This is a genomic window from Caulobacter sp. KR2-114, assembly GCF_049446115.1.
GTDB lineage: Bacteria > Pseudomonadota > Alphaproteobacteria > Caulobacterales > Caulobacteraceae > Acaudatibacter.
On record NZ_JBMSEC010000006.1, the window covers coordinates 333506 to 357387 of the forward strand.

23 protein-coding genes are annotated in these 23882 nt (G+C 72.2%); 10 read left to right on the forward strand and 13 right to left on the reverse strand.

The genetic code is table 11. The features are described 5' to 3' along the window. The first annotated feature begins 6 nt into the window (after nt 1–6). Nucleotides 7–891 (forward strand): hypothetical protein, encoded by an 885-nt coding sequence (locus ACO2Q3_RS21245; RefSeq protein WP_423310229.1) that lies wholly within the window; start codon nt 7–9, stop codon nt 889–891. Nucleotides 892–933: 42 nt separating this feature from the next. Here ACO2Q3_RS21245 and ACO2Q3_RS21250 read toward each other — a convergent pair whose 3' ends face one another. Next, nucleotides 934–1335: a hypothetical protein gene (locus ACO2Q3_RS21250; protein WP_423310231.1), complete on the reverse strand. Its 402-nt coding sequence runs from the start codon at nt 1333–1335 to the stop codon at nt 934–936. A gap of 74 nt (nt 1336–1409) precedes the next feature. Here ACO2Q3_RS21250 and ACO2Q3_RS21255 point away from each other — a divergent pair, with 74 nt between their 5' ends. The 3 genes from ACO2Q3_RS21255 to ACO2Q3_RS21265 all read left to right on the forward strand — a co-directional run bounded on the left by ACO2Q3_RS21255 (nt 1410) and on the right by ACO2Q3_RS21265 (nt 4181). Then, on the forward strand, nt 1410–2243 hold the full coding sequence (locus tag ACO2Q3_RS21255; RefSeq protein WP_423310233.1) for an acyl-CoA thioesterase: 834 nt from the start codon (nt 1410–1412) through the stop codon (nt 2241–2243). An 87-nt stretch (nt 2244–2330) separates the two neighbouring features. Next, complete coding sequence (locus tag ACO2Q3_RS21260; protein WP_423310235.1) at nt 2331–3428, forward strand: NAD(P)-dependent alcohol dehydrogenase; 1098 nt, start codon at nt 2331–2333, stop codon at nt 3426–3428. A gap of 36 nt (nt 3429–3464) precedes the next feature. Next, nucleotides 3465–4181 (forward strand): hypothetical protein, encoded by a 717-nt coding sequence (locus ACO2Q3_RS21265; protein WP_423310237.1) that lies wholly within the window; start codon nt 3465–3467, stop codon nt 4179–4181. Between the two features lie 134 nt (nt 4182–4315). Here ACO2Q3_RS21265 and ACO2Q3_RS21270 read toward each other — a convergent pair whose 3' ends face one another. The 3 genes from ACO2Q3_RS21270 to ACO2Q3_RS21280 form a co-directional block, all read right to left on the reverse strand. Then, nucleotides 4316–4633 (reverse strand): hypothetical protein, encoded by a 318-nt coding sequence (locus tag ACO2Q3_RS21270; RefSeq protein WP_423310239.1) that lies wholly within the window; start codon nt 4631–4633, stop codon nt 4316–4318. A gap of 196 nt (nt 4634–4829) precedes the next feature. Beyond that, entirely contained in the window at nt 4830–5942 is a 1113-nt protein-coding gene (locus ACO2Q3_RS21275; protein ID WP_423310241.1) for a glycoside hydrolase family 130 protein, read from the reverse strand. Continuing rightward, the gene (locus ACO2Q3_RS21280) at nt 5939–6427 is read right to left on the reverse strand and encodes a MarR family winged helix-turn-helix transcriptional regulator (RefSeq protein ID WP_423310243.1); all 489 of its coding nucleotides are present in this window, start codon (nt 6425–6427) and stop codon (nt 5939–5941) included. Before ACO2Q3_RS21280 ends, ACO2Q3_RS21275 begins: the two co-directional genes overlap by 4 nt. Before the next feature lie 379 nt (nt 6428–6806). On the opposite strand from ACO2Q3_RS21280, the gene ACO2Q3_RS21285 reads away from it, so the two are divergent. Beyond that, nucleotides 6807–7763 carry a polysaccharide deacetylase family protein gene (locus tag ACO2Q3_RS21285; RefSeq protein WP_423310245.1) on the forward strand — a complete coding sequence of 319 codons (957 nt, stop codon included), beginning with the start codon at nt 6807–6809 and terminating at the stop codon, nt 7761–7763. A gap of 4 nt (nt 7764–7767) precedes the next feature. Here the strand turns inward: ACO2Q3_RS21285 and ACO2Q3_RS21290 are convergent, their stop codons facing one another. From ACO2Q3_RS21290 to ACO2Q3_RS21315, 6 genes are all read right to left on the reverse strand, one after another. Beyond that, the gene (locus ACO2Q3_RS21290) at nt 7768–8544 is read right to left on the reverse strand and encodes a sensor histidine kinase (RefSeq protein ID WP_423310247.1); all 777 of its coding nucleotides are present in this window, start codon (nt 8542–8544) and stop codon (nt 7768–7770) included. Nucleotides 8545–8650: 106 nt separating this feature from the next. Next, a complete protein-coding gene (locus ACO2Q3_RS21295) occupies nt 8651–8815 on the reverse strand; it encodes a hypothetical protein (RefSeq protein WP_423310249.1) in 165 nt (54 codons plus the stop codon). A gap of 148 nt (nt 8816–8963) precedes the next feature. Continuing rightward, nucleotides 8964–10676: an alpha/beta hydrolase family protein gene (locus tag ACO2Q3_RS21300; protein WP_423310251.1), complete on the reverse strand. Its 1713-nt coding sequence runs from the start codon at nt 10674–10676 to the stop codon at nt 8964–8966. Between the two features lie 105 nt (nt 10677–10781). Then, nucleotides 10782–11156 (reverse strand): ammonium transporter, encoded by a 375-nt coding sequence (locus tag ACO2Q3_RS21305; protein ID WP_423310253.1) that lies wholly within the window; start codon nt 11154–11156, stop codon nt 10782–10784. After that, nucleotides 11153–11449 (reverse strand): autorepressor SdpR family transcription factor, encoded by a 297-nt coding sequence (locus ACO2Q3_RS21310; protein WP_423310255.1) that lies wholly within the window; start codon nt 11447–11449, stop codon nt 11153–11155. The genes ACO2Q3_RS21305 and ACO2Q3_RS21310 overlap by 4 nt, the downstream gene beginning before the upstream one ends. Nucleotides 11450–11521: 72 nt before the next feature. After that, entirely contained in the window at nt 11522–12448 is a 927-nt protein-coding gene (locus ACO2Q3_RS21315) for a carbon-nitrogen hydrolase family protein (RefSeq protein ID WP_423310257.1), read from the reverse strand. A 142-nt stretch (nt 12449–12590) separates the two neighbouring features. On the opposite strand from ACO2Q3_RS21315, the gene ACO2Q3_RS21320 reads away from it, so the two are divergent. Further along, entirely contained in the window at nt 12591–13781 is a 1191-nt protein-coding gene (locus tag ACO2Q3_RS21320; RefSeq protein ID WP_423310259.1) for an MFS transporter, read from the forward strand. Between the two features lie 25 nt (nt 13782–13806). Here ACO2Q3_RS21320 and ACO2Q3_RS21325 read toward each other — a convergent pair whose 3' ends face one another. Beyond that, the gene (locus ACO2Q3_RS21325; RefSeq protein ID WP_423310261.1) at nt 13807–14985 is read right to left on the reverse strand and encodes an amidohydrolase family protein; all 1179 of its coding nucleotides are present in this window, start codon (nt 14983–14985) and stop codon (nt 13807–13809) included. Nucleotides 14986–15192: 207 nt separating this feature from the next. On the opposite strand from ACO2Q3_RS21325, the gene ACO2Q3_RS21330 reads away from it, so the two are divergent. The 3 genes from ACO2Q3_RS21330 (at nt 15193) to ACO2Q3_RS21340 (ending at nt 20052) form a co-directional block, all read left to right on the forward strand. Next, entirely contained in the window at nt 15193–16056 is an 864-nt protein-coding gene (locus ACO2Q3_RS21330; protein ID WP_423310263.1) for a hypothetical protein, read from the forward strand. A gap of 516 nt (nt 16057–16572) precedes the next feature. After that, the gene (katG, locus tag ACO2Q3_RS21335) at nt 16573–18780 is read left to right on the forward strand and encodes a catalase/peroxidase HPI (RefSeq protein ID WP_423310265.1); all 2208 of its coding nucleotides are present in this window, start codon (nt 16573–16575) and stop codon (nt 18778–18780) included. Nucleotides 18781–18927: 147 nt separating this feature from the next. Continuing rightward, the gene (locus ACO2Q3_RS21340) at nt 18928–20052 is read left to right on the forward strand and encodes an AI-2E family transporter (protein WP_423310267.1); all 1125 of its coding nucleotides are present in this window, start codon (nt 18928–18930) and stop codon (nt 20050–20052) included. Here ACO2Q3_RS21340 and ACO2Q3_RS21345 read toward each other — a convergent pair. Then, complete coding sequence (locus ACO2Q3_RS21345; protein ID WP_423310269.1) at nt 20049–21041, reverse strand: serine hydrolase; 993 nt, start codon at nt 21039–21041, stop codon at nt 20049–20051. The genes ACO2Q3_RS21340 and ACO2Q3_RS21345 overlap by 4 nt on opposite strands. A 900-nt stretch (nt 21042–21941) precedes the next feature. Between ACO2Q3_RS21345 and ACO2Q3_RS21350 the strand changes: the two genes are divergently transcribed. After that, nucleotides 21942–23096 (forward strand): hypothetical protein, encoded by a 1155-nt coding sequence (locus tag ACO2Q3_RS21350; protein WP_423310271.1) that lies wholly within the window; start codon nt 21942–21944, stop codon nt 23094–23096. Nucleotides 23097–23105: 9 nt separating this feature from the next. On the opposite strand, the gene ACO2Q3_RS21355 is transcribed toward ACO2Q3_RS21350, so the two are convergent. Further along, nucleotides 23106–23696, reverse strand: a complete 591-nt coding sequence (locus tag ACO2Q3_RS21355) for an HAD-IA family hydrolase (protein ID WP_423310273.1) — start codon at nt 23694–23696, stop codon at nt 23106–23108. Nucleotides 23697–23882 lie beyond the last annotated feature (186 nt).

Sequence of the window (23882 nt, forward strand, 5' to 3'; positions counted from 1 at the left end):
GCCGGGATGCGGGCGGCTGGGATGGACAGCGGCGGCGGACGTGGGCGCGGCGCCTTGGCCGTCACCCTCTGCCTGGTTGCGCTTGCGCTGGCGCCGGCGTCCGCGCTGGCCCAGGGCGGGACCTTCGCCCAGGCCGCGGTGGCCGGCGTCACCCTGGGTGCGCCGGCGGGCGAGGCGGTGGCCGCGCTCGGCAAGCTCTCCGACGCCCGCGGGGCCGGTCTGCGCCGGGGTGCGGCGCAGATGGGCGCCTACGCCACCCCCGAGGTGCTGTTCGGCGCGGCGGCGCAGGCCGACGGGGTCAGCTTCCGGCTGATCTTCGGCGGCGGCCCGTCGCCCTCCGGGACCGGACCGGCGGGCGTGCCGTGGGTTTCGAACGCGACCGCCGCCCGGGTGATCGGCTTGCACAAGGCCGACGTCTTCGATCCCGACGACGCCCAGACCTTCACGGTCGTCCTGCAGGCTCTTACCGATCGCTTCGGCCCTCCGGACCTGCTGGTCCGCGATGCGCGGCGAAATCCCCGGGCGCTCTACTGGTCGTCCTCGCCGGTGATCACCCTGGCGAGACCCGAGGGCCTCGACAGGCTGGGGCCGGCGGGTTCGCTGGCGCAGGCCTGCAGGAGCGCCCTCGGGCTGGGCGCGCGGGGGAGCTCGGTCGGGGCGGACTACTACGCCGGACAGGTGGTCGCCGCCGCCGACCCGCGGCTGGCCCAGTGCGGAACCTGGCTGGAGATCGACCTGACGCCCGAGGCGCCGGACTCCCGCTTTGTCCGCCGCATCGAGTACAAGGCCGCCGACCTAACGCAGCTGGCCCGCGCCTACGACACCCTGCGCACCCTGGTCCTTGACGGCGCCGCCTGGTCGGCCCGCCGCGCCCATCGGCCGGGCGGCTAGGAAGCTGCGCCGCGGGGCCGGATCCGGGCCGAAGCCGATCGATCAGGGTACGGCCGGGATGTGAGGCGGTGCGATCCAATCCGGGCCGCAAAATCTGTTCTGCAAGCGCTCGAAGTCTGCGTCGGGCACATCGCCTTCAAGCATGAGACGATGGCCGCGCGCGATGAAGATGGTGTCGTGCGCCAAGACGGGCGGACCTGTGGCGGCAGTGTGGGGATGTGGGCCGGCATAGCCGCACGCGATCTCTTCTCCGCCACGTGCGCTGCGAACCAGGAAATGCATTTCGCTCCCTGGCCCCTGTGGCGCCGTCCGCCGGTCGATCGCAGCGAGGATGTCTTCGTCGCTGAGGCCGGCCGCCGGAAGGCGGTGGCCGCTGCAGCCGGCGACGCCAAGGACGGCCGTAATCAACCAGGCCAAGTGTCGGCGCGGCAGGGCGGGCGTCATGCCATGACGTCAGGAGAGAGGATTGCACACACCCTCTTCCATATCCCTGCGTCTGCTGAGTACACAACGCTCCGATGAGCCCGACCGCGACCCCCGACCACGACATCACCCTGATCCCCGCCGGCCCCGGCCGCTGGCGCACCGAGGCCGCGCCAGCCTGGCGCAATCCCGGCGGCGGCCTGTGGGGCGGCTACGCCATCGGCCTGGCCGTGCGGGTGCTGGAGGCCGAGCCCGAGGCGGTGGGCGAGCCGCTGTCGATCACCCTGACCTACGCCTCCGCCCTGCCGTCCGGCGCGCTGGACATCCGCACCCGGCGCCTGCGCCAGGGCGGGTCGATCGGCGTGTGGGAGGTGCAGGTCTCGCCGGCCGGCTCGGAGGAGGTGGGGGTGCACGCCATGGTCACCATGGCCCGCCGTCCGCCGACCCCGCCGTTCGCCTTCGCCGCCATTCCCGAGGCCCCCGAGCCGGAGAGCCTGCCGGTTCCGGAATCCCGGGCTGGCGTGGCGATGCACTTCGGCGCGGCGGCCTTCGAGCGGCGCACCCTGGAAGGCTTCCCGCCGCAGCCGGGCAAGGACTCCCGCTCGCTGGCCTGGGTGCGCGCCCGGTCCGGCGCCTGGGACAAGGCCCTGCTGGGCATGGTCACCGACCATTCCGCGCCGCGCGCCATGTACGCCCTGGGCCCGCGGGTGATGACCACCACCCTGTCGCTGACCGTCTACCTGCACGCCACCGTCGAGGACCTGGCCGGCATCGGCGACGACTTCATCCTGGTGGAGTGCGAAGGGCGCACCGGTGGCGGCGGCGCCTCGGACGAGCGCTCCAGCTACTGGCGGCGCGACGGCAAGCTGCTGGCCACCAGCGAACAGCTCGCCTGGTACCGCCAGATCCCGCCCAACCCGCCGGAATAGGGCTTACGAGCCTCACCTTACGTGAAATGGAAGCCGCCCCGACAGGGTGCTAAGCCGGCGCCATAACAGGCGCGGGAGAAACCATCCATGCAGGTCAAGGCGGCGATCACCCGCGGGGCGGGGCAGGCGTTCGAGATCGCGACCCTGGAGCTGGAGCCGCCGCGCGCGGACGAGGTCCGCGTGCGCATCGCTGCGGTGGGCGTGTGCCACACCGACCTTGTGGCGCGCGATGGCGGCATGCCCATGGCCTTCCCGGCGGTGTTCGGACACGAGGGCGCCGGGGTGGTCGAGGCCGTGGGCGAGGCGGTCAGCAAGGTGAAGCCGGGCGACCGCGTCGGCATCACCTTCCGCTCCTGCGGAACCTGCGCGCGCTGCCGCAGCGGCGACCCGGCCTATTGCTACATGATGCCGGCGATGAACTACATCGGCTCGCGCCTGGACGGCTCCAAGGCGCTCAGCGACGAGGGCGCGGCGGTGTCGTCCAACTTCTTCGGCCAGTCGTCCTTCGCCACCCATGCGCTGGCCTACGAGCGCAATGTGGTGAAGCTGCCCGAGGACATCCCGTTCGAACTCGCCGCGCCGCTGGGCTGCGGCATCCAGACCGGGGCCGGCGGGGTGATGCTGGCGCTGGCGCCCCCGGCGGGCTCGGCGATCCTGATCACCGGCGGCGGCGCCGTCGGGCTCGCCGCGGTGATGGGGGCCAGGATCCAGGGCTGCGCCACGATCATCGTGCTGGAGCCGCACGCCGCGCGCCGTCAGCTGGCCCTCGATCTGGGCGCCACCCACGTCCTCGACCCGGCCGGCGAGGCCCTGCCGACCGCCGTGCGCGCGATCGTCCCCATGGGCGTCGACTACGCCTTCGACACCACCGGCCGCTCGGACGTGCTGTCGGCGATCATGGCCTGCCTGGCGCCCAAGGGGGTGCTGGGCGTGGTCGGCATCCCGCAGCCGGGGTCGGGCCTGCCGGGCGACATGGGGACCGTGCTGACCTTCGGCCAGACCGTCCGCGGCATCATCGAGGGCGACAGCGATCCCGACCAGTTCCTGCCGCGCCTGATCGAGGAATGGCGCGCCGGCAACCTGCCGCTGGAAAAGCTGGTGAAGACCTATCCCTTCGAGGCCATCAATGAGGCCATCGAAGCCCAGCACCACGGCGACTGCGTCAAGGTCGTGCTGACGCTCTGAGGCTTTCCCGGCTCGAGGCGGCTGCTAGGCTGGCGCGTGCCCTCGCTCGACCACATCGCCATCTGGACGCACCGGCGCGACGCCTTGCTGGCCGCCCTGGCCGATGCCGCGGGTATGGCGGCGGTCGATGGCTACAGCCCGGACGGCCAGGTCGTCGCCCGCGGCGTGCGTTTCGCCAACGGGCCGTTCCTGGACGTGCATCAGCTGCCAGACGCCGCGCCCGCCGGGCCGGCAAGGGCGCTGGTCGCTTTGCGGGCGCCGGTGGACGAGATCGTCGGCCTCGCCGATCGCCACGGCTGGCGGGTGAAGCCGGATCGCCGGGAGGACTCCGCCGACCCCCACCGCAAGCCGCCCTGGTCGCTGGTCTCGTTCCGCCGGGGGCAGGGGCTGCTCTCGCAACTGTTCGCCATCGACTATCACCCCGGGGCCACGACCCCGGCCGACTACGCCGTGCCGCTCTACGATCCGGCCGGGCCATGCACCGGGGCGGCCTGTCTCGACCGGGTCTGGCTGCCGGTCGACGACCCCGCCGCCGCGCGCCTTGCGTTGAGCGATCTGGGCGGCCGGCCTTGCGGCGCCCTGCCGTCACCCTGGGCGGTGGATGGCGCCCATGCGTTTGCGCTCGGGCCTGCGCAGCTGGTCGTGGTCGCCAGCCTGCCCGGCGCCCTGCGGCTCGATCTGGCCGCGCCAGGCGCGCCGCAGACGATGCTGGCGCCGATCGACGGGCTGCAGTTGCACATCAACGCCGGCTGATCCGTTCGCCGACGGCCTGCGTAGAGACCAGTGGCCACGCTGCTCAGGCGGGTGGCCCGGCTCCCGCCGTGCTTTCCCAGCCCTCGACGGCGGGGGCCGACCCCCGCGCCCGTCGAAGCGGCGGATGGCGCGGATCAGACCCGGCCGAGGATCGCTTCCAGCGTCGCGGCGCGGGCGGCGTTCTCCTCGACCATGCGCCGGGCCAGTTCGCGCACGCCCGGCGGATAGGCCTCGCCGCCCTCGGCCACCTCGGCGGCCAGGTGGCTGACGGCCAGCAGGCTGTCATGCAGGTTGTCCACATGGTCGCGGGCCAGGCTGCGGGCTTCGGCCTGCAGCAGCCGCACGCGCTCGGCCAGGCTTTGCGCGGCGGGGGCGGGGGCAGGGGCGGCCGGGTTCGGGGTCGCGGTCATCGGGACCGCACCGGTCGTCACGACACGCAGGGGCGTCGACATCGCATCACTCCAGGGGACGCTTCCGTCGGGTTCCTGGAGATCAGGAGCCTCTGGGTCAGGGCGGGCGTCCCATAGCTTGAGCATCAGATGGGGAGCCTGAACGGCCGCTGGAGGGGGCGGTCAGCCGCCGTTCATCGAAGCTTCGGCGACGTTGCGCGGGGGACACAGTGGCGTCCGCGCCGGCCGCCGGTGGGTCTCAGGCGCCCATGGGCGCGGTCGAGACGCCCAGACGGGAGTCGGCCAGGCCGACATAGAGGAACCACTGACCCTTGAAGGCCACCAGCCCCTCGGCGAAACAGACGTTGCCCACCTGGCCGTCGGCCTCCGCCGGGTCGATGCGCAGGAAGGGGTCGGCGGGCCGGGCGATCACCGCCGTCGGGTCGCTGGCGTCGAACAGCATCTGGCCGGGCTGGTAGGCGAAGCCGGGAACACCCGGCGCCCCCTGGCTCGGATGGTTGGCGCCGTTGAAGATCAGCACCACGCCGTCCGCCGTGCGCACGGCCGGCGGACCGGGCTCGGTCAGCATGGAGTCGAACCGGCCGCGACGGGGCCCGGCCAGCGGGCGCAGCGCCTGCGGTCCGCGGACGCGGTCGATGCGCCACGAGGGCGTGCTGCCCGCCTCGGCCTGTCGCCCGGCGGCGGCGGGCTTGAGGGTCAGGTAGCGCTCCGGCGCGACCTCACTCTCCAGCGGCGTCCAGCGGATCAGGTCGTCGGACGTGGCCGCGTAGGTCATGCCCTCGCCCCAGTACATCCAGAACCGCCCGTCGACGCGGGCGGCGACCAGGCGCCCGTCCTTCAGCTCGGTGACGATCGCTCCCGACTTGCTGGCCCGGCGCACATACGGCGTGCCCGCGAAGGCGGGGCCGTGCTTGGTCCAGGATCTCAGGTCGGGCGATGTGGCGATGAACAGGGCCGCGGCCTTGCCGTCGAAGGCTGTGTAGGCGCAGACGAAGCTTCCGTCCGGCGCCTCGACCACGCGCGGATCCTCGCAGCCGCCGGGCCACTCCCAGGCCTGCCATTCGTCGTCGCCGGGCGCCAGCACCGGCTCCGGCTCCAGGGAGAAGTTGATCCCGTCCTCGCTGGTCGCGAGGCCGATGCGCGAAACGCCGGCGTAGCGGCCCATTGCATCCTCGGCCCGCACCAGCAGGCACACCCGGCCGTCCCGCACCACCGCGCCCGGATTGAACAGGTCCTTGGCCGCCCAGGCCACGCGCCGGCCCGACACGGGGCAGTCGAATTCGACGTCCGGCCGCGCCTCCAGGATGCGCTGCGGCGGCGAGAACGGCCCCAGCATCCACGGCGCGATCATGCTCTGTCGTCCTTGCCGGCGGGGGCGTCTGCGGCTGGCGGCGGCATCGCGCGGCCGGTGTGGATGTCGCGAATGCGTGGGTCGTCGACGAACACCTTGTGCAGCTTCAGCAGCGCCCGGTTCATCTGCCGCAGCACGTCAGGCTCGACCAGGCCGCCGATCGAGGCGCTGATCTCGTCGATCAGGTCGTGGCCCATGCGGCAGACGTCGTCGCCCTTCTCGGTCAGGGTCAGGGTGACCTTGCGGCGGTCGGTGGCGTCGCCCAGCCGATGCACCATGTCCTCGCGCACCAGCATGTCCACCGTGCGGGTCAGGGTGGTGCGGTCGGTGAACACCCCGGCCGCCAGTTCCGACATGGTCGCCCCCGGCGAGGCCTTGATCCAGGCCAGGGCGCGGATCGCCGGCGTGGTCAGGCCCGCGGCCTTCAGGTGCGGGTCCAGCTTGTGCACGCGCGCGGCCTCGAAGACCGCAATCAGGTGGATCAAGAACCGTTCGTCCTCACGCAGGGCGGCGGACGGCGTGGGTTGCGTTTCGGCCATTGCGGTTCAACCCCCAGCTACCCATGCAATGGACACGAGGCCTGCCACGATCGCAAGCCGCGGCCTTGCGCATGTCGACAGGCCGACGCGACCGAAGTGCTACGGCCACGACATGGCGGCGAAACACCCGTGGACTACAAGCCGACTCGTCCCCCAACCCCCCAGCGGGGACACCCTCGAGGCGGCCGGCGCCATCCACGCCGGCCGTCTTACCCCTCGCCCTGCAGCGCTCCAGGCTCGCCACGCGCCTTGATCCCGCCTCGCGGATCGACTCTATCCGGGCGCCCCAGGCCCCGGCAGTGCGGGCGATGATTCCCTGAGTGCCATGACCTGCCCCCGGCGCCTGCTGTCCCCGCTCGCCATGGCCTTGGCCCTGATCGTCGCGGCCGCCGGTCCGGCGCGCGCGGGCCAGGTGGCGCTCACCTTCGACGATCTGCCGGGCCTCAGCCTCGTCGACGACCAGGCCTATGCGGACGATTTCAACAGCCGGCTGCTGCACACGCTGCGCCGGCGCCACATCCCCGCCGTGGGCTTCGTCATCGGCCAGGAGCTGGGCGAGCCGGCCGAGCCGCGCCTCATCGCCCGGGTCAACGCCTGGCTGGCCGCCGGCATGGCGCTGGGCAACCACACCTTCTCGCACGAATCTCCCGAGACCCTTGGAACGCTAGGCTATGTCGCCGACCTGGCGCAGGGCGACGCGGCGATCCGGCCTCTGCTGGCCGCGCGCGGCCAGGTTCCGCGCTGGTTCCGGCACCCTTATCTGGAGACCGGCGCCACGGCCGCCCGCAAGCGCGCCGTCGACGGCTGGCTGGCGCGCCACGGCTACCGCGTCGCGCCAGTGACGATCGACGCCTCCGACTGGGAGTTCGCCGAGCCCTACGACGACGCCCTGGCCCATGGCGACGCCGCGCGAGCACGGCGCATCCAGGCCCAGTACCTGGCCTATACCGCCCAGCGCATCGCCTGGGCCCGCAAGGCCTCGCGCGCCCTCTTCGGCCGCCAGATCGCCCACGTCATGCTGCTGCACGACACCCGGCTCAATGCGGACTGCCTGGACCGCGTGCTCGGTCTGCTGCGGCAGGCGGGCCTGAAGCCGGTCACCTTGCAACAGGCGCTGCTCGATCCAGCCTATCGCACCGCCGACCGCCACGTGGGGTCCGATGGCCCCGACTGGCTCGACCGCTGGGCGGAGACCCTGCACAAGCCCCTGCCGGAGGGCGACGACGATCCGCCGGCCAACATCCAGGCGGAGTACGACAAGGTCGACAGCGACCGCCGTTGATCCGTCAGGCCTTCGCCAGCCGCAGGATCACTTCGGCCCCGCCGCCGCGCCGCTCGCCCAGCGTGATCTCGCCGCTCATGGCCTGCATGAAGCTCTTGGCGATCGCCAGGCCCAGGCCGCAGCCGGCTCCTGCCGCCCCGCCCCGACGCAGGCGCTCGAATAGCCGCTCCGGATCCGCGCCTGGAAAGCCCGCCCCCTCGTCGGACACGCTGAGGCACACGGCCCGCGGTTCTTCCCAGACCGACACCGTCACCCGGGAGCCGACCGGGCCGTAGGCCAAGGCGTTGCGCACGACGTTGTCGAGGGCGCCCTCAAGCAGCGTTCGATCCCCCCGCGCCAGGCTCAGGATGCGGGGCAGGCGGCACACCAGGGTCCGGCCGGTCCGCGCGCGCACGCCAGCGCGCACGACGTGGCGCGCGACCTCGCGCACATCCAGGGAAGGCTGTTCGCATGCGCCCGCGCCACGCAGCCGCCGCGCGTCCAGCAGGCGGCTGACGTAGCCGTTCAACTGTCCCGCTTCCTCCTGGATCGCCTGCAACAGGTCAGTCCGGGCTTCAGCAGGCAGAACCGCCTGGAATTCGAGCAGCGTGGTCGCGGCGCCCAGGATGGTCGTCAGATGGTTGCGCAGGTCGTGCGCCACCGAATCCAGGATTGCTCCCAGCAGGCCTTCTTGCGGCGACTCCGGCCCCCTTGAGGCGCTCTGGTCGCCCTGGCGCGTTGGACGGACTCGCGGCGGCGGGTCGGGCGGGGACGGGCCAGCCGCCTTGATTGTCGTACGCATCGCCGCCCTCCGCCGCCCCGTGTTGGAGCACTAGCGCAAGGCGCGAGCCCTGGAATTGAGACACCTCAAGCGCGCCTGCGCGCCAGCGTTACCGCCCGGCGCGCCGTCAGGCGGTGATGTCGACCTTGAGGCCTGTGTTCGGCGCCGCCGCAGCCTTGGCGGGTTCGTCGCCGTCATGATCCATGTCCGGCCCCTTCTCGGCGGCCTCGGGCGGCTTCACCGCGGCGTAGGCGGCGGGGGCGGGGGTGCTCGCGACGGGGGCGACGGACATGGCGTTCTCCATGAGCCTGCGGCGGCGTCTGCGCCGGAGGAGGGCCCGGGATGCGCCCAACCTGCTTAACAACCGTTCTGGACGCAGGTCCTGCAGCGCCGACAAATTGTCGCACAGACAGGCGCGCCCGCGAAGCGGCCCTCCGGCTTCACTTTGCGACATGCCTGCGGACCCAGGTCGAGATGGTGTCGAGGGCGATCGGCGCGACCGTCTCCTCGATGTCGGCGTACTCGCCCAGGGCGCCGGTCTTGGCGGTCTGGAACATGTGGTTGAGGCCCGGCAGCTCGACGATGGCGACGTCGGGGTTCGCCTTGGTCGCCGCGCGGATCGCCGGCAGGTTCTGATCGGGCGGCACCTGTTCGTCCTTCGAGCCGTTCAGGGCCAGGATCGGACACTTCACCCGCGCCAGGGTCGGGGCCGGGTCGTAGTCCAGCAGGCCGCGCATCCATCCCGAGCTCAACTGCACCGCCAGGCCCATGGCCTGCGCAGGGGTGCGGATCGCCTCGCCACCCTCGGCCTGGATCACCTTCAGCGCCCGGTCCCTGGCGTCGGCCTCGTCCCTGGCCCCGCGCATCGCGGCGTTCACGTCGTCGAGCAGCGCCTGACTGCGGCGGATCCGCTCAGGGCTCACCCCCATGGCCGGCGCCATGGCGGCGCGCTGGGCGCGCAGCACCTGAGACAACGGCACGCCCGGGCCAGCCATCAGCACGATGAAGGCGAGCTTGGGATCCCGGGCCGCGACCTTCGGCGCGACCAGGCCGCCCTCGCTGTGGCCGATCAGGCCGATGCGCGTCGGATCGATGTCGCCGCGCCCCCGCAGAAAGGCGACGTTGGCGGCGGCGTCGACGGCGAAGTCGTCGTCGGTCGCGCTGGCGAAATCGCCGGTGGACTGGCCGAAGCCGCGGTCATCCACACGCAGAACGGCGATCCCGTCGCGGGTGAGACGGTCGGCGATCACTGCGAACGGCTTGTGGCCCAGGATGGTCTCGTCACGATCCTGCGCGCCCGAGCCGGTGATCAACACGGCCGCCGGAAACGGACCCTTGCCCTGTGGCAGGGTGAGGGTGCCCGCAAGCTTCACGCCCGGAGCGCTCTGCACCACGACCGCCTCGGTACGATAGGGGAAGGGCGGCTGAGGGGTCTGGGGCCGCTTTGGAGGCAGGGTCGCCACCGGCCTCGACGCGAACGTCAGCGGCCCCTTGTAGGCGACGCCTGCCCAGGCGCCGACGATCGAGCGGCCGTCGGCCGACAGGATACCTTCAAAGCGCGAGCCGTTGATCTCGAAGGTCACCGTGCGGCTATCGCGCTTCAGGGTGCGTAGCGGAATGTCGAAAGCGCCCTGGTCGGGAGAGTCCAGGGTCACGATCGTCCCGCGGCTGTCGGTTCTGATGTGCAGGATCAGGCGCACTGTGGCGCCGGCGGGCGTGATCGCTCCCGCCCAGTCGCCGTCGAGGCCCTCGATCACCGGCAGCGGATCGGGCTTTCCAGCGGTCAGGACCAGGGGCAAGGGCGCGCCCTGCCGCCATGTGCCGACCCAGGCCTGGCGCGCGCCGTCCCAATGTCCCGTGTAGCTGGCGTGGAAGGCGTCGATGGAGAAGCTGAGCAAGCCGTCGGCCGCCTGCACCCCATCCAGCGGGATGGGCGCGGGGGTCTGGTCGGGGCTCTGCAGGACCCCATCATAGCCGCCGCCGGCCTTGGGTTTGACGGTGATGCCGATCCGCAACTGGGCGCCGGAGGGAACCTCGATCGTTCCATGCCAGTCGCCGGCCGCCGCCTGGGATCGCGCAGCGTCGGAGGTGAAGATCACCGGCGCCGCCACCAGGGCCGCGAGCGCGGCGCGGTATCCCGCGAGCGTGTGCATGCATGGGTCTCCCGTCGGGCGGCCGACGGGTTAAGTCGGCGCACGGATGCGGATCGTATGGACTGGAGGCCGGGCTCGGGCCCGGCGCGGAACGCCAGGGCTAGGCTAGGCGGCGCTCGCCCTGGCCCGTAGCGACAGGCAATAGCCGAGCGAGACGGCTACGCCCGCCAGGACCGCGCCGGTCCCGGCCGTCGTCGCGAGCTGGATCGGGGCGAACGCCCACAGCGCTGCATAGACAAGGCCGCTCAGCACCATGGTCCAGGCCGTCACCCGCCTCGCCTGGCGGGCGCAGGCATTGGGGACCAGGGCCTTGGGCATGCCGTTGCCGTACCAGGCCAGCCAGAGCCCGATCGCACAGGAGACCAGGCGGCGGGTCGCGGTCTCGTCGATATAGCCGAGCTTGCGCACGAAGGTCGCGGCCAAGGCCAGGGCGATCATCCCGGCCCCCCAGGCGAGACTTCCAATCAGTTCCCGTTTCATCGCGCGGTCTCCTCGCTGGGCTCCGGCGCCTCCGCGCTCAGGCCGAATGAATCGATGAAGCCGAGCAGCGCTTCCTCCAGCACCGACAGCTTCAGGTGATAGATGACCGACTTGCCGTCCTTCTGGGCGTGCAGCAGGTCCGCCTCTTTCAGCACCGCGAAGTGCGCCGACATGGTCGGCTTGGAGACGTCGAACTGGCGGCTGAGCTCTCCCGCGCTCATCGGCCCCTTGCGCAGCAGCTGCAGCACGCGCCGCCGCGTGGGATCGGAAAGGGCCTTGAAGACCTGGTTCATAGTTCGATGATTAGCTAATTGTAGAATTGAAGTCAACGCCGGGGTCGTCGACGCGACCGCGATGGAGACAGCCTAGTCGGTGATCCGCACCACGCCCGGCTTGGGGCGCTCGTCCACCGTCAGGGTGAAGACGTCCGGCCGGGCATAGTGGCCGACCACGTCGAAGTCATAACGGGCGCCGACAAGGTCCGCGGTGTCGATGGTGGCGGTCAGTAAGCCCGTCTCGCCTTCCAGCGGCCCGGCCAGCACGTCGCCCAGCGGGCCGACGATCAGGCTGCCGCCGGCGATCAGCGGCCGGTCGTCGTCCCAGCCCGCGAAGCTCTGGCCCAGCGTCCGGGGCGAGGGCTGAACCTGGCAGCAGCTGACCACGAAGCAGCGCCCCTCGTGCGCGATGTGGCGCATGGTCGAACGCCAGATGTCGCGCTCGTCGACGGTGGGCGCGCACCAGATCTCGACGCCCTTGGCGTACATCGCCGTGCGCAGCAGCGGCATGTGGTTTTCCCAGCAGATCGCCGCCCCCAGGCGTCCGGCGCGGCTGTCCACCACCGGCAGGGTCGAGCCGTCGCCCTGCGCCCAGATCAGCCGCTCCGAGCCCGTCGGCATCAGCTTGCGGTGCTTGGCCACCAGCCCCTGGCCCGGCTCGATGAACACCGCCGTGCAGTAAAGCGACGATCCCGCCCGCTCGATCACCCCCAGCACCAGCGCTGCACCCGTGCGCTCGCTCAAGGCTGCCAGGGCCGCGATCTCCGGCCCGTCCAGGTCCACCGCATTCTCGTAGTACTGGGCGAAAGCCGCGCGCCCCTCGGGCAGGCGATAGCCCAGTCGGGTCCCGAAGTCGGAGCCCTTGGGATAGCCGCCCAGCAGGGCCTCGGGCATCACCACCAGGCTCGCGCCCGTGGCGGCGATCTGCGCCTCGTACGCCAGCACCGCCTCCAGGGTCGCGGCCTTGCCGCGAGGGTCCGATCCGATCTGCAGCGCGGCGACGGTGGTCTTGCTCATGGCGCCGGCATAGCGCGTTTTCCCGGGGGTGGGGTAGGGCGCCGGCGCCGCCGCGCTTCGCCGCCCTGGTCACCGCCGTTCCGCTCGCCTATCCCTGCGCCCTGGCTGTGGCCCGCGTCGCGTCCGAAGGAAGGCTCTGCCGATGGCGATCAGGATCTCCGGCGTGCCGCGGGCGGTATGGACCCTGGGGCTGGTGTCCATGTTCATGGATATCTCCTCGGAGATGATCCACAGCCTGCTGCCGGTCTACCTGGTGGCGGGCCTGGGCGCGTCGCCGGCGCTGCTGGGGATCATCGAGGGCGTCGCCGAGGCCACCGCCTCGATCAGCAAGATCTTTTCCGGCTGGCTCAGCGACCGGCTGGGCCGGCGCAAGCTGCTGGCGGTGCTGGGCTATGCGCTCGGAGCGGCCAGCAAGCCGGTGTTCCCGCTGGCCGTCACCCCGTTCGAGGTGCTGGCCGCCCGCTTTGTCGACCGCGTCGGAAAGGGTGTCCGCGGCGCCCCCCGCGACGCCCTGGTGGCCGACGTCACCCCGCCGGAACTGCGCGGCGCAGCCTTCGGCCTGCGCCAGGCGCTGGACACGGTGGGGGCCTTCACCGGCCCGCTGCTGGCGGTGGGTCTGATGCTCGCGCTGCACAACGACGTGCGCGCCGTGTTCGGCTGGGCGGTGATCCCCGCCGTGATCGCCGTGCTGCTGCTGGCGCTGGGCGTGGAGGAGCCGCGCAATGAGCGCCCCGCCGCGAGCGCCCGCCCGCCGATCCGCTGGTCGCAGGTTCGGGGCATGGGGGCGCCGTTCTGGCGCGCGGTCGGCGTCGGGGTGCTGTTCACCCTGGCGCGGATCAGCGAGGCCTTCCTGGTGCTGCGCGGCCGCGACGCCGGCATCCCCCTGGCCTTCATCCCCTTCGTGCTGATCGCCATGAACCTGATCTACGCCCTGGTCGCCGCGCCGGCGGGCAGCCTGTCGGACCGGATCGGGCGGCGCGGTCTGCTGGCCTTCGGCCTCGTGGCCCTGGCGGCGGCCGAGGCGGTGCTGGCCTGGGTCGGCGGCATCGCCGGCGTGATCGTCGGGGTTGGCCTGTGGGGCCTGCACATGGGCTGCACCCAGGGCCTGCTGGCGGCGCTGGTGGCCGACACTGCCCCGGCGGACCTGCGCGGGACGGCCTTCGGCCTGTTCAACCTGGCCAGCGGCCTTGCCATGCTGGCCGCAGGGGCCCTGGCCGGCGCCCTCTGGTCCGCCTTCGGCGCTCCTGCGGCCTTCCTCACCGGCGCCGCCTTCGCGCTTGCCACCCTGGCCGGCGTGGCCACCCTGCCGGGCCCGGCGAAGGCCCCGGCCTAGGCCAGGGCCCCCCGATCACGCCGCCTCAGCCCCTGGCGTGCGGGAAGATGCGCAGGAAGTTGTCGGTGTAGAACCGGTCCCGCACGGACGCCTCGCGCTCGCCCAGCGAGGCCTCGAACCGGCCGATCGGATCGCGCCCGCCCTCGATGTGCGGATAGTCGCTGGAGAACAGGTAGAGGTCGGGGTTCGACTGGTCGATGAACCGTCCCACCTCCTCGAAGACGAACGGGGTGAACGCCAGCTGCTCGGTGATCTGCTGGCTGGGCGTGCGGCGCAGCGCCTGCAGGTTGGCGTCGTTGCGGCTCCAGTGCTTGACCACCCAGTCCAGCCGCCGCAGCAGTTCGGGAACCCAGCCCGCGCCCAGTTCGACGCAGGCGCCGCGCAGCCCCGGGTGGCGCTCCAGCACCCCGTCCAGCACCAGCATGGTCAGGAACGCCTCGGGGCCCTCGTGCAGCAGGGCGATGTCCTTGGTGCGCAGGTTCTCGCCGCCGCCCAGCCAGTCCTTGGTCGGGGCCCGCCCGTTGTTCATCCAGGCCTTGGCCAGCTGCAGCGGCGCGCCGCCCACGTGCAGCACGAACGGAACGCCTGCCTCGGCCAGCCGCGCCCAGAACGGATCCAGGTCCACGTGACCCGGCGAGCGGTCGCCGCTCGGGCGATGCGGCAGCCAGGCGGCGCCCAGGCCGCTCTCGAGCGCGAAATCCAGCTCCGCCAGGGCCAGGTCCGGGTCGTCCAGCGGGACCACGGCGACGCCGATCAGCCGTTTGTCGGCGCGGCAGAAGTCGGCCATGTGCCGGTTGTGCGCTCGCGCCGCGCCGTAGCGCAGCCGGCTCTCCAGCTTCGAGCTGGCCGAGAACGGCATGGCCACGCTGTGGGTGGCGAACACCAGCTGCTTCCTGAAGCCCAGCAGGTCGAGGGCGGTGGAGCGGTCCACGGCGTCGAAGGCGCCCAGCGCCTGGATCTCCTTCGACTGGGCGATCAGCCGGTCGCCCATCGCCACCTGCGCGGCGACGTGCTCGGGGCTGTGGCGCCCGCCCTGGCCGACGATCACAGCAACCTCCTCGTCTGTGACGATCGAGGCCGAATAGCTGACCGCCGGAATCTCCTCGCGCAGGCCCGGATCGGCGTACTTCTTGAGGAAGTCCGGCAGTTCCATGATGTGGCTGTCGGCGTCGTAGATCGCCCGCCCGGGCGGCGCGTAGGTCATCGGTGTTCCTCCCACAGGCCGCCCCCCGTGTGCCCGAGGTCGCCGGCCAGGCGCACTATTTCCCAGGATGGCGCCGGGGGCCAGGGGGCGCGTCACGGGCGCCCGCGCGGCAAGGTCCGCCGAGGGGCAGGCGCCCCCGCCGCATTAACCACCCGGCAGGCCAATCGTCGGATGATCGGGAATCATCCGAACGGGGCGAAGACAGACGTGGGTCCGGGCGCGGCGCAGCTGAAACGACGAGGCACGGGGTCGTCCGGCGTCCTGGCCGCCGTCGCGATCGCCCTGGGCTGGCTGGCGCCCTCCGGCGGACAGGCGGCGCCCGCAGCGGCGACGGCGCCGGCGCCCGTGGCCACATCCGCGCGCCCCGCGGTCGTGCTGCCGTTCCCCGGGCTGGCGCCGGTCGCGGCGACGTCCGCCACGGCCAAGCCGCATCCGCCGCGCCGCCCGCGCCACCCGCCGGCCCGCCATGTCGCGGCGGCCCCGCCGCCCCCACCGCCGCCGGCCGCCGAGCGTCGCGTCGGCGACAATGTCCAGCTGAACCTCGCCGAACTGCCGGCTTCCGCCCGCCAGGCGCTGCTGGACCTGCACGACCGGCTGGCCGCGGGCGGCCCGTGCCGCGGCATCTCCCTGTCCGCCTTCGAGCTGGGCCTGACGCCGATCGTCGCCACCCGCTACAACGAGGACGACCGCCCGGACTTCTTCTTCCACGATCCGTGCAGCGGCGGCGGCGCCCGCGCCGAGGGCTCGACCCTGCTGCTGCTCAGCGATCCGCTCGGCTATCACCTCAGCCCGACCTTCGCCGCCGCGCTCGGCGAGATCGAGGGCCGGCCGGTGCTGCTGGCCCACGCCCCGTGCAACGACGGCGCCCCCGCCTGGACCGGCGCCCCCCCGGGTTGCCTGCTGGCCCGGTTCTGGGACGCCTCGCGCCGCCGCTGGGGCGAGATCCAGGAGATCCGCCCCGACGCCGCCGTCGGCGGCGGCCCGACCCCCGCGCCCCTCTCGGCCCCAATAGACCCGGCGCCCGCCCCGCCGCAGACCATCCCCGCCTCAGCGCCGCACCCGGCCGACTAGGGACCTCAGTACGTTAGCGACGGGGATGCGCAGAGAGGTCGACTACACCGCGCCGTTCGCCTTCCTTTTCATGGGGATAGCGTTCGTCGCGACGGCGGCCTACGGCCTGGTCACCGGTCGGGCGGTGTCGCGCTAGGCTTCGCGAACCGAAAGGATCAGCCGGTCACCTTCTGGTTCTCGATCGCCTTCCAACTGGGCGGCGGGCTGATGATGATCGTGCTAGGGCGCAGCCAGGGGTGACTGCGGATTGGCCCCCCTTGTGGCAGGGCGCCTGGATGCCTGATACCCTTCATTGTGCTCGCCGCGATCCTCGCCCCCGGGTTGGCGATCGAGAAATCTCGCGACGGGTTGTCGAGGCGCTCGCCAGAATCCGGCGGAAAACCTGATCCTTGATCGTCACCGTCGGAAGATTTCGTCTATCGATCCGGAAAATACAATCGATTGGACCCGCCTGGCGCTAGGTGGGACGTTTCGCCTCGCCGGGGGCGGCAGCAACGGACCAGCATTGGAAGCGCCATGGACGACCAACCGAAATGCCCGATGGACGGCGGCCGCGTGGAAGGTCACGCCAAGCTGTTCGAGATGACCAACCGGCTGTGGTGGCCCAGCCAGCTGGACCTGTCGGTGCTGCACCAGAACCCGCCGGCCGGCAATCCGATGCCCGCCGGCTTCGACTACGCCGCGGCGTTCAAGGCGTTGGACCTCAAGGCGGTCAAGGCCGACATCATCAAGGTGATGACCACCTCGCAGGACTGGTGGCCCGCCGACTACGGCCACTACGGCCCGCTGTTCATCCGCATGGCCTGGCACAGCGCCGGCACCTACCGCGTCGGCGACGGCCGCGGCGGCGCGGGCTACGGGACCCAGCGGTTCGCGCCGCTGAACTCCTGGCCGGACAACGCCAATCTCGACAAGGCCCGGCGCCTCTTGTGGCCGATCAAGCAGAAGTACGGCCGCGCCCTCAGCTGGGCGGACCTGATGATCCTCACCGGCAACTGCGCCCTGGAGTCCATGGGCCTGCCGACCGCCGGCTTCGGCGGCGGCCGCGTGGACGTCTGGGAGCCGCAGAACGACATCTTCTGGGGGCCTGAGCGCGAGTGGCTGGGCGACCAGCGCTACAGCGGCGACCGCGACCTCGCCCACCCGCTGGCGGCGGTGCAGATGGGTCTGATCTACGTCAACCCTGAGGGCCCGAACGGCAATCCGGACCCGCTGGCCGCGGCGCGCGACATTCGCGAGACCTTCGCCCGCATGGCGATGAACGACGAGGAGACTGTGGCCCTGATCGCCGGCGGCCACACTTTCGGCAAGGCCCACGGCGCGGCCGATCCCGGCCAGTATGTCGGTCCCGAGCCTGAAGGCGCCGGCATCGAGGAGCAGGGGCTGGGCTGGAAGAGCAGCTACGGCGCCGGCGCCGGCGCCCAGACCATCACCAGCGGCCTTGAGGTGACCTGGAGCCAGACGCCGACCCGGTGGAGCAACCGCTTCTTCGAGAACCTGTTCAGGTATGAGTGGGAGCTGACCAGGAGCCCGGCCGGCGCGCACCAGTGGACGCCCAAGGCCTTTGATCCGGCCGACAGCGTGCCCGACGCGCACGATCCGGCCCGCCGCCATCCGCCGATGATGCTGACCACCGACCTGGCGCTGCGCTTCGACCCGGCCTACGGGGCCATCTCGCGCCGGTTCCTGGAGCATCCGGACCAGTTCGCCCACGCCTTCGCCGAGGCCTGGTACAAGCTGACCCACCGCGACATGGGTCCGCACGGCCGCCTGCTGGGTCCGGAAGTCCCGGCCGAGCCGCGGATCTGGCAGGACCCGCTGCCGGCGGTCGACCACCCTCTGATCGACGCCGCCGACATCGAGGACCTGAAGGCCCGGATCCTCGCCTCGGGCCTGTCGATCTCCCGCCTGGTGGCCACCGCCTGGGCGTCCGCCTCGACGTTCCGCGGCGGCGACAAGCGCGGCGGCGCCAATGGCGCGCGCATCCGCCTGGCCCCGCAGAAGGACTGGGCGGTGAACGAGCCTGCCGAACTCGCCGCGACGCTGGCGACGCTGGAGACGATCCAGACGGCGTTCAACGGGGCCCAGGCCGGCGGCAAGCGGGTCTCCCTGGCCGACCTGATCGTGCTGGGCGGCGTGGCGGCGGTGGAGGCGGCGGCGAAGGCCGGCGGCCATGCGGTCAGCGTCCCCTTCACGCCGGGTCGGGCCGACGCCGGCCAGGACCAGACCGACGCCGAATCCTTCGCCCCGCTGGAGCCCAAGGACGACGCCTTCCGCAACGTCCTGAGCGGGAGCCAGACCCTGTCGCCCGAGGAGATGCTGCTGGACCGCGCCCACCTGCTGACCCTGACCGCGCCGGAGATGACGGTGCTGCTGGGTGGCCTGCGCGTGCTGGGCGCCAACGTCGGCGGCTCGCGGCACGGGGTGTTCACCGACCGCGTCGGCGTGCTCAGCAACGACTTCTTCGTCAACCTGCTCGGCTCAAGCCTGACCCTGAAGTGGCAGGCCGACGCGGCGAACGACGGGGTCTATGTGGCCCGGGACGCCGCCGGCGCGGTGAAGTGGTCGGGAACCCGCGCCGACCTGATCTTCGGCTCCAACTCGCAGCTGCGCGCGCTCAGCGAGGCCTACGCCACCGATGACGGTGAGGCCGCTTTCGTGGAAGCCTTCGTGGCGGCCTGGACCAAGGTCATGAACCTGGACCGGTTCGACCTGGCCGCCTGACCGCGGCGGCCCTCTCCCGGCGCGGCCGGGGGAGGGCGGCGCGCTTGACCGACATCAAGGCCCTTGGCTGCCGGCCAGGCGCAGAGTGCGCCTCCTGGAGGCAAGGGTCCTATCATGACGAGAGGGGTTCCCGACGGCGGAGCGCCCGTGACCGATCCTGTCGCGGCGCCTGGCCCGGCCGGCCGCGCGCCCGCCGCCCTGTCCGGCTTCGCGGCGCGGATGGTCGTCGCGGTGGCGGTGATCGCTGCGGCGCTGCTGCTGTGGCGGATGCGCGAGGCGGCGGCCATCGGCCTGGGCTCGGTCGTGCTGGGGCTGGGCTTCAGCGGCCTCGCCGACTCGCTCAGCCGCCGGCTGCGCCTGCCGCGCCCGCTGGCCCTCGCGCTGGGCGTCGCGGTGGTCATCGGCGCGGTGGGCCTGACGCTGGAAGTGTTCGGCGCCACCCTGGCCGGCCAGTTCGACGTTCTGAGCCACAAGCTGCCGGCCGGCCTGCGGCAGATCGCCGGCCATATGAACGCGACGGCCTTTGGCCACGAATTGCTGCTGCAGGCCCGTGGAGGCGCCGTGACCCTGCTGGCCGGCAATGCGCCGCGCCTGGCCGCCGGCCTCATCGCCACGCTTGGCAAGACGCTGACCTATGTGCTGGTGATGCTGCTGGGCGGCGTGTTCCTCGCCGCCGACCCCGCCCGCTACCGCCGGGGCCTGCTGCGTCTTGCGCCGCCGTCGCGCCGCGCACGCTATGGCGAGGTGGCCGACCGGCTGGCGACCGCCCTGCGCCGCTGGCTGGCGGGGCGGATGGTGGTGATGGCCGTGGTGGGGGTGCTGTCGAGCCTCGGCCTGTGGGCGCTCGGCATCGACGCGCCGGTGGCCCTGGGCCTGACCGGGGCGGTGCTGAGCTTCATCCCCAACCTCGGCTCGGTGATCGCCACCCTGCCGGCCATGCTGATCGGCTTCCTGCAGGAACCGATCAAGGCCGTCGCGGTGGCCGTGGTGATCTGGGCGGTGCACTTTCTGGACGGGGCCTTCATCACCCCCAAGGTGCAGGACGAGGCGGCGGACGTGCCGCCGGTGATCTCGGTGTTCTCCACCGTGGTCTTCGCCCTGCTGCTGGGCCCGGTCGGCGTGTTCCTCACCGGACCGATCACCGTCGCGGTCCTGGTGCTGGTGCAGTGCCTCTATCTGGAGGACATGCTGGGCGAGCCGGTTCCAACGCGGAGCGCGAAGGCGCGGCCGGACCTGCTGCGCTGGCTGCGCGCGCGGCCCGCGCGCCCCTAGTCGACCCTCCGGAACGCCAGCCCCCGCGTGCGGGCCGTGTTCAGCTGGAAGCCGGGCGCCGGGTCGCCGCCGATGTCGAGGCTGATGGTCATGCGGGACGCCGACATCATCCCGCCCGGCTTGGAAAAGGCGACCCGCGGCGACAGCACCACCAACGGCGCGATGGTGTGGCCGTGACCATCGGAGAGGCTCAGGGTCAGGCCGCCGTCCGCGGCCGTGATCTCGGCCCAGGCATCGGCGTCGTCGCCGCGGTAGCGGCCGGCCGCCGCGGCGGCGAACAGCTCGGCGTCGCCGTCCCGCGGGTCCAGGCGCTCGTGCACCATTCGCTCGCCGCCGAAGGACACCTCCAGGCCGCCCTCGACCGGCCGCAGCCGGATCGCGCCCAGGGCGCCGGCCCCGGGCGGCGTGCCCAGGCCGCCGTCCGGCTGGCGGTCCAGCGGCAGGCCGTTGGGCGACTTGGCCACGCCCAGCTTCAGTTCGCCGCCGTGGTCCAGCAGGCTGTAGATCATGCGGCTGTCCGGCGACCAGTAGTCGCCGATCAGCGGCTTGAAGTCCTCGGCCGCGACCTTGGGCGTCTCCGGCCCGAGCCGGCCCTCCAGCACCACGTCGGCGACCTGCTGGGCCAGGCGCACCACGTCGGCGCCGCGCGCGCCGTTGGCGATCACCATCACGTCCAGGCCGTCGTCCGGGAAGCTCAGCATCTGCGCCGTGCCGCCCATCACCCCGCCGGCGTGCTGGATCGTGCGCAGCCCGCGATAGTCCTCCAGCATCAGGCCCAGCGCATAGGCGCCGACGCTGCCGTCGTCGTACGCCGGCGCCTCGGTCAGCGCCGCCCAGCTCTGCGCCGAGCCGAACAGGTCGCGCCGGCGCAGGTGCGCCATCCAGCGCAGCATGTCGTCGATGGTCGAGACGATCGCCCCCTCGCCGCGCACCTCGTCCGAGGGGAACAGGCCGCGCCGCCAGCCGCCGCCCGGCGTGGGCACGTGCATCGTGGCGATGCCTGGGGTGATGACGTGATCGCTGGGGACCGAAGGCGGTGTCGGGCATGCCGACCACGTCGAACAGCCGCGCCTTCAGCTGCGCCTCGAACGGGGCGCCGCCCGCCCGCTCGATGGCGATCGACGCCAGGTGATAGCCGCCGTTGTTGTAGATCATCGCCGCGCCGGGGGCGAAGTTGCGCCCCGTCTGCCAGATCTGGCTCTGCAGCGCCCGGCCCGCGGGCGGCACGCTCATGCCGTGGCCGATGAAGCCGATGTCCAGGTAGCAGCGCGAGCCGCCGCGGTGCTGCAGCAGCTGGCGCAGCGTCGGATCGCCGCCGGGACCGGTCAGCTCGGGGATCGCGGCGCGGATCGGCGCGTCCAGGTCCAGCTTGCCGTCCTCGGCCAGCAGCAGCGCCAAAAGCGCGGTGAAGTGCTTGCTGGTCGAGCCGATCCGCATGCGCGTCCTCGGCGTGTTGGCCGCCGCCGTCTCCAGGCTGGCCATGCCGAAGCCGCGTCGCCAGATCACCTGGCCGTCCAGCGCCGCCCCCGCCACCACCCCCGGCTCGTCGGTGCGCGCCCAGGGGGCGAAGATGGCGTCCAGCCGCTGGTCCAGCGTCGGCGGTGGCGCGGTGGCGTCGGCAGGCATGGCGATCTCCTTGAAGGGGGCAGGATCGAGCTTGGCATGCCGGGCGGGCGCGAGGGAGGGGGCATTCGCCGCGCGCCCTAACAGGAAATTGACTCGCCGCGCCGTCCCCTGGCCGCCATGCTCGCGACAGTTGAAAGTCGGTGGGGCGCCGCCGCTGGCGAGCGCTCCGGTCTCGCGTATTTCGAAAACCTTCCGTGTGCGGAGCCGCCGTCGGCGACGGCGCAGCTGCGCCCGCCTGCGGACAGCCCCAGCGAGGGACGCCCATGACCGCCGATCGCGCCTGGTTCAAGGCCAACCTGGGTTACGACCCGATCGAGGAACCGCCGCCGGCCAAGACCTTCGCCTTCGACGCCGCCCACGGCCCTGGCGCGCAGGACGAGGACTTCCAGCGCGAGATCATCGACTTCGACTCCGAGGCGACCAGCGGCCTGCACTTCCTGGCCTTCTCCTCGGCCACCGGCCTGTCGCGCTTCCGGGACATCCCCTGGCCGGAGGGCCTGGCGCCCCAGACCGCCGCCGACGCCGGCGGGGTCGCCGCGGGGCCGCTGCCGCAGGCCGACGTGCTGGTGGTCACCTGGACCGTGGACGAGGCCCACGCGCTCAGCCGGGTGCTGACGCCCGGCAAGGACTCGCATGACGACTACCTCAGCTACACGCACAACTACGCGGCCATCGCCGCCGACATGCGCGCCGGCTGCCCGGCGGTGCAGGCCCGGCGACTGGGCGCCTGGTGGCGCACGACCATCGGCGGCAAGTCCGTGGTGGTGTTCAAGTCAGACTCGCACCTGTCGCAGGACGGGCCCAAGGCGCCGAACATCCAGGTCTGGCGCCAGCTGATCGACGAGGTGAAGCCCCGGCTGGTGATCACCACCGGCACCGCCGGCGGCATCGGCGCCGAGGCCATGGTCGGCGACGTGGTGGTCAGCCCCGTGGTGCGCTTCGACTGCACGGCCAAGTTCAAGCACGAGCCCTGGGCGCAGGCCGAGTATTCCAACGCCGCCGCCGACACCTCCCGGTTCGCCCAGGCGCAGCAGCTGTTCGCCGCCAACGCCGGCCAGCTGCCCAAGACCAATCCCCGCGCGCCCGTGATTCACGTCGACGCCCCCGGCGCGCTCGCCGGCAGCGTGGTGACCACGGACTTCTTCGGCTTCGACACCTCCGACGACCATTACCGGCTGCAGGGGCTGGGCGGGGTCTCTGAGATGGGCGATGCCGTTCTCGGCCTGGTGGCCCAGCAGATCGGCCCCACGGCGCCGCCGTGGCTGGCGATCCGCAACGTCTCCGACCCGCAGATCAAAGCCGAAGGCACGCTGAAGCAGCAGGCTGCGATGGCCGCCCAGATCTACAAGGGGTTCGGCCGCTGGAGCAGCGTCTGCAGCGCCATCGTCTGCTGGGCCAGCATCGCCGCCCTGGCGTAGGGCGGCGCTCTACGCCACCCCCAGCCGCGCCAGGGTCTGCGCCAGTCCGGCTTGGTCCACGAACAGCTCGGCCTGGAAGCCGGCGGCGCGGGCGCCATCGACGTTGGCGGCAACATCGTCGAAGAACACCGCGTGGGCGGGTTCGATCCCGGCCTGCCGGGCCACCTCCAGGAACGACGCCGTCGACGGCTTGGCCAGGCCGATCTCGTGGCTGAGGTAGCGCTCCAGCCGCCCCAGGCGGCCGCCGGTGACCTCGACCAGATGGTCCCAATGCTCGGCGTTGGTGTTGGAGAACAGGAAGGTGCGGCGCCGCCCCGCCAGCGCCTCGACGTAGGCCAGCATCTCGGCGTCCACGGTGAAGTGGCAGGTCCAGTCCTGCACGAACTGGTCCCAGCCGGCCTCATACCCCGCCTCGGCCTGCAGCGCCTGATGCAGCTCGGCGATCGGCGCGCCGGTGTCCCAAGCGCGGCCGCGCAACACCCGCAGCACCACCTTCGGCCCGTCGCCGCCCGGGCACCGGCTGGCGATGCGGCGGTACATCACCTCGTTGTCGTGGCCGACGATCACCCCGCCCAGGTCGAAGATCAGCGCGTCGATCATGCTCGTCTCCCGCAGCGCCGCCGGCCTTCGGTTCGCCGCGGCAAAGCCTTGCCGCACCGGGCTCCGTGTCACGGCCGAGGGGCCGGATAGCGGCGCGATTCTGACGGTCGCGACAAGCAAATCGGGCGCCGTCATCAGAACTTCTATAATCCCTATCGGCGCGATAGTAATTTATCTGGCGCCTCA

What these genes read in the sequence shown, in the direction of transcription:
- ACO2Q3_RS21255 (WP_423310233.1), top strand. Translation starts at nt 1,410, where the DNA reads ATGAGCCCGACCGCGACCCCCGACCACGACATCACCCTGATCCCCGCC.
- ACO2Q3_RS21345 (WP_423310269.1), bottom strand. Translation starts at nt 21,041, where the DNA reads ATGCACGTGCCCACGCCGGGCGGCGGCTGGCGGCGCGGCCTGTTCCCC.
- ACO2Q3_RS21305 (WP_423310253.1), bottom strand. Translation starts at nt 11,156, where the DNA reads ATGAAACGGGAACTGATTGGAAGTCTCGCCTGGGGGGCCGGGATGATC.
- ACO2Q3_RS21355 (WP_423310273.1), bottom strand. Translation starts at nt 23,696, where the DNA reads ATGATCGACGCGCTGATCTTCGACCTGGGCGGGGTGATCGTCGGCCAC.
- ACO2Q3_RS21295 (WP_423310249.1), bottom strand. Translation starts at nt 8,815, where the DNA reads ATGTCCGTCGCCCCCGTCGCGAGCACCCCCGCCCCCGCCGCCTACGCC.
- ACO2Q3_RS21275 (WP_423310241.1), bottom strand. Translation starts at nt 5,942, where the DNA reads ATGATCGCGCCGTGGATGCTGGGGCCGTTCTCGCCGCCGCAGCGCATC.
- ACO2Q3_RS21290 (WP_423310247.1), bottom strand. Translation starts at nt 8,544, where the DNA reads ATGCGTACGACAATCAAGGCGGCTGGCCCGTCCCCGCCCGACCCGCCG.
- ACO2Q3_RS21320 (WP_423310259.1), top strand. Translation starts at nt 12,591, where the DNA reads ATGGCGATCAGGATCTCCGGCGTGCCGCGGGCGGTATGGACCCTGGGG.
- ACO2Q3_RS21325 (WP_423310261.1), bottom strand. Translation starts at nt 14,985, where the DNA reads ATGACCTACGCGCCGCCCGGGCGGGCGATCTACGACGCCGACAGCCAC.
- ACO2Q3_RS21260 (WP_423310235.1), top strand. Translation starts at nt 2,331, where the DNA reads ATGCAGGTCAAGGCGGCGATCACCCGCGGGGCGGGGCAGGCGTTCGAG.
- ACO2Q3_RS21350 (WP_423310271.1), top strand. Translation starts at nt 21,942, where the DNA reads ATGACCGCCGATCGCGCCTGGTTCAAGGCCAACCTGGGTTACGACCCG.
- katG (WP_423310265.1), top strand. Translation starts at nt 16,573, where the DNA reads ATGGACGACCAACCGAAATGCCCGATGGACGGCGGCCGCGTGGAAGGT.
- ACO2Q3_RS21300 (WP_423310251.1), bottom strand. Translation starts at nt 10,676, where the DNA reads ATGCACACGCTCGCGGGATACCGCGCCGCGCTCGCGGCCCTGGTGGCG.
- ACO2Q3_RS21250 (WP_423310231.1), bottom strand. Translation starts at nt 1,335, where the DNA reads ATGACGCCCGCCCTGCCGCGCCGACACTTGGCCTGGTTGATTACGGCC.
- ACO2Q3_RS21310 (WP_423310255.1), bottom strand. Translation starts at nt 11,449, where the DNA reads ATGAACCAGGTCTTCAAGGCCCTTTCCGATCCCACGCGGCGGCGCGTG.
- ACO2Q3_RS21245 (WP_423310229.1), top strand. Translation starts at nt 7, where the DNA reads ATGCGGGCGGCTGGGATGGACAGCGGCGGCGGACGTGGGCGCGGCGCC.
- ACO2Q3_RS21270 (WP_423310239.1), bottom strand. Translation starts at nt 4,633, where the DNA reads ATGTCGACGCCCCTGCGTGTCGTGACGACCGGTGCGGTCCCGATGACC.
- ACO2Q3_RS21285 (WP_423310245.1), top strand. Translation starts at nt 6,807, where the DNA reads ATGACCTGCCCCCGGCGCCTGCTGTCCCCGCTCGCCATGGCCTTGGCC.
- ACO2Q3_RS21315 (WP_423310257.1), bottom strand. Translation starts at nt 12,448, where the DNA reads ATGAGCAAGACCACCGTCGCCGCGCTGCAGATCGGATCGGACCCTCGC.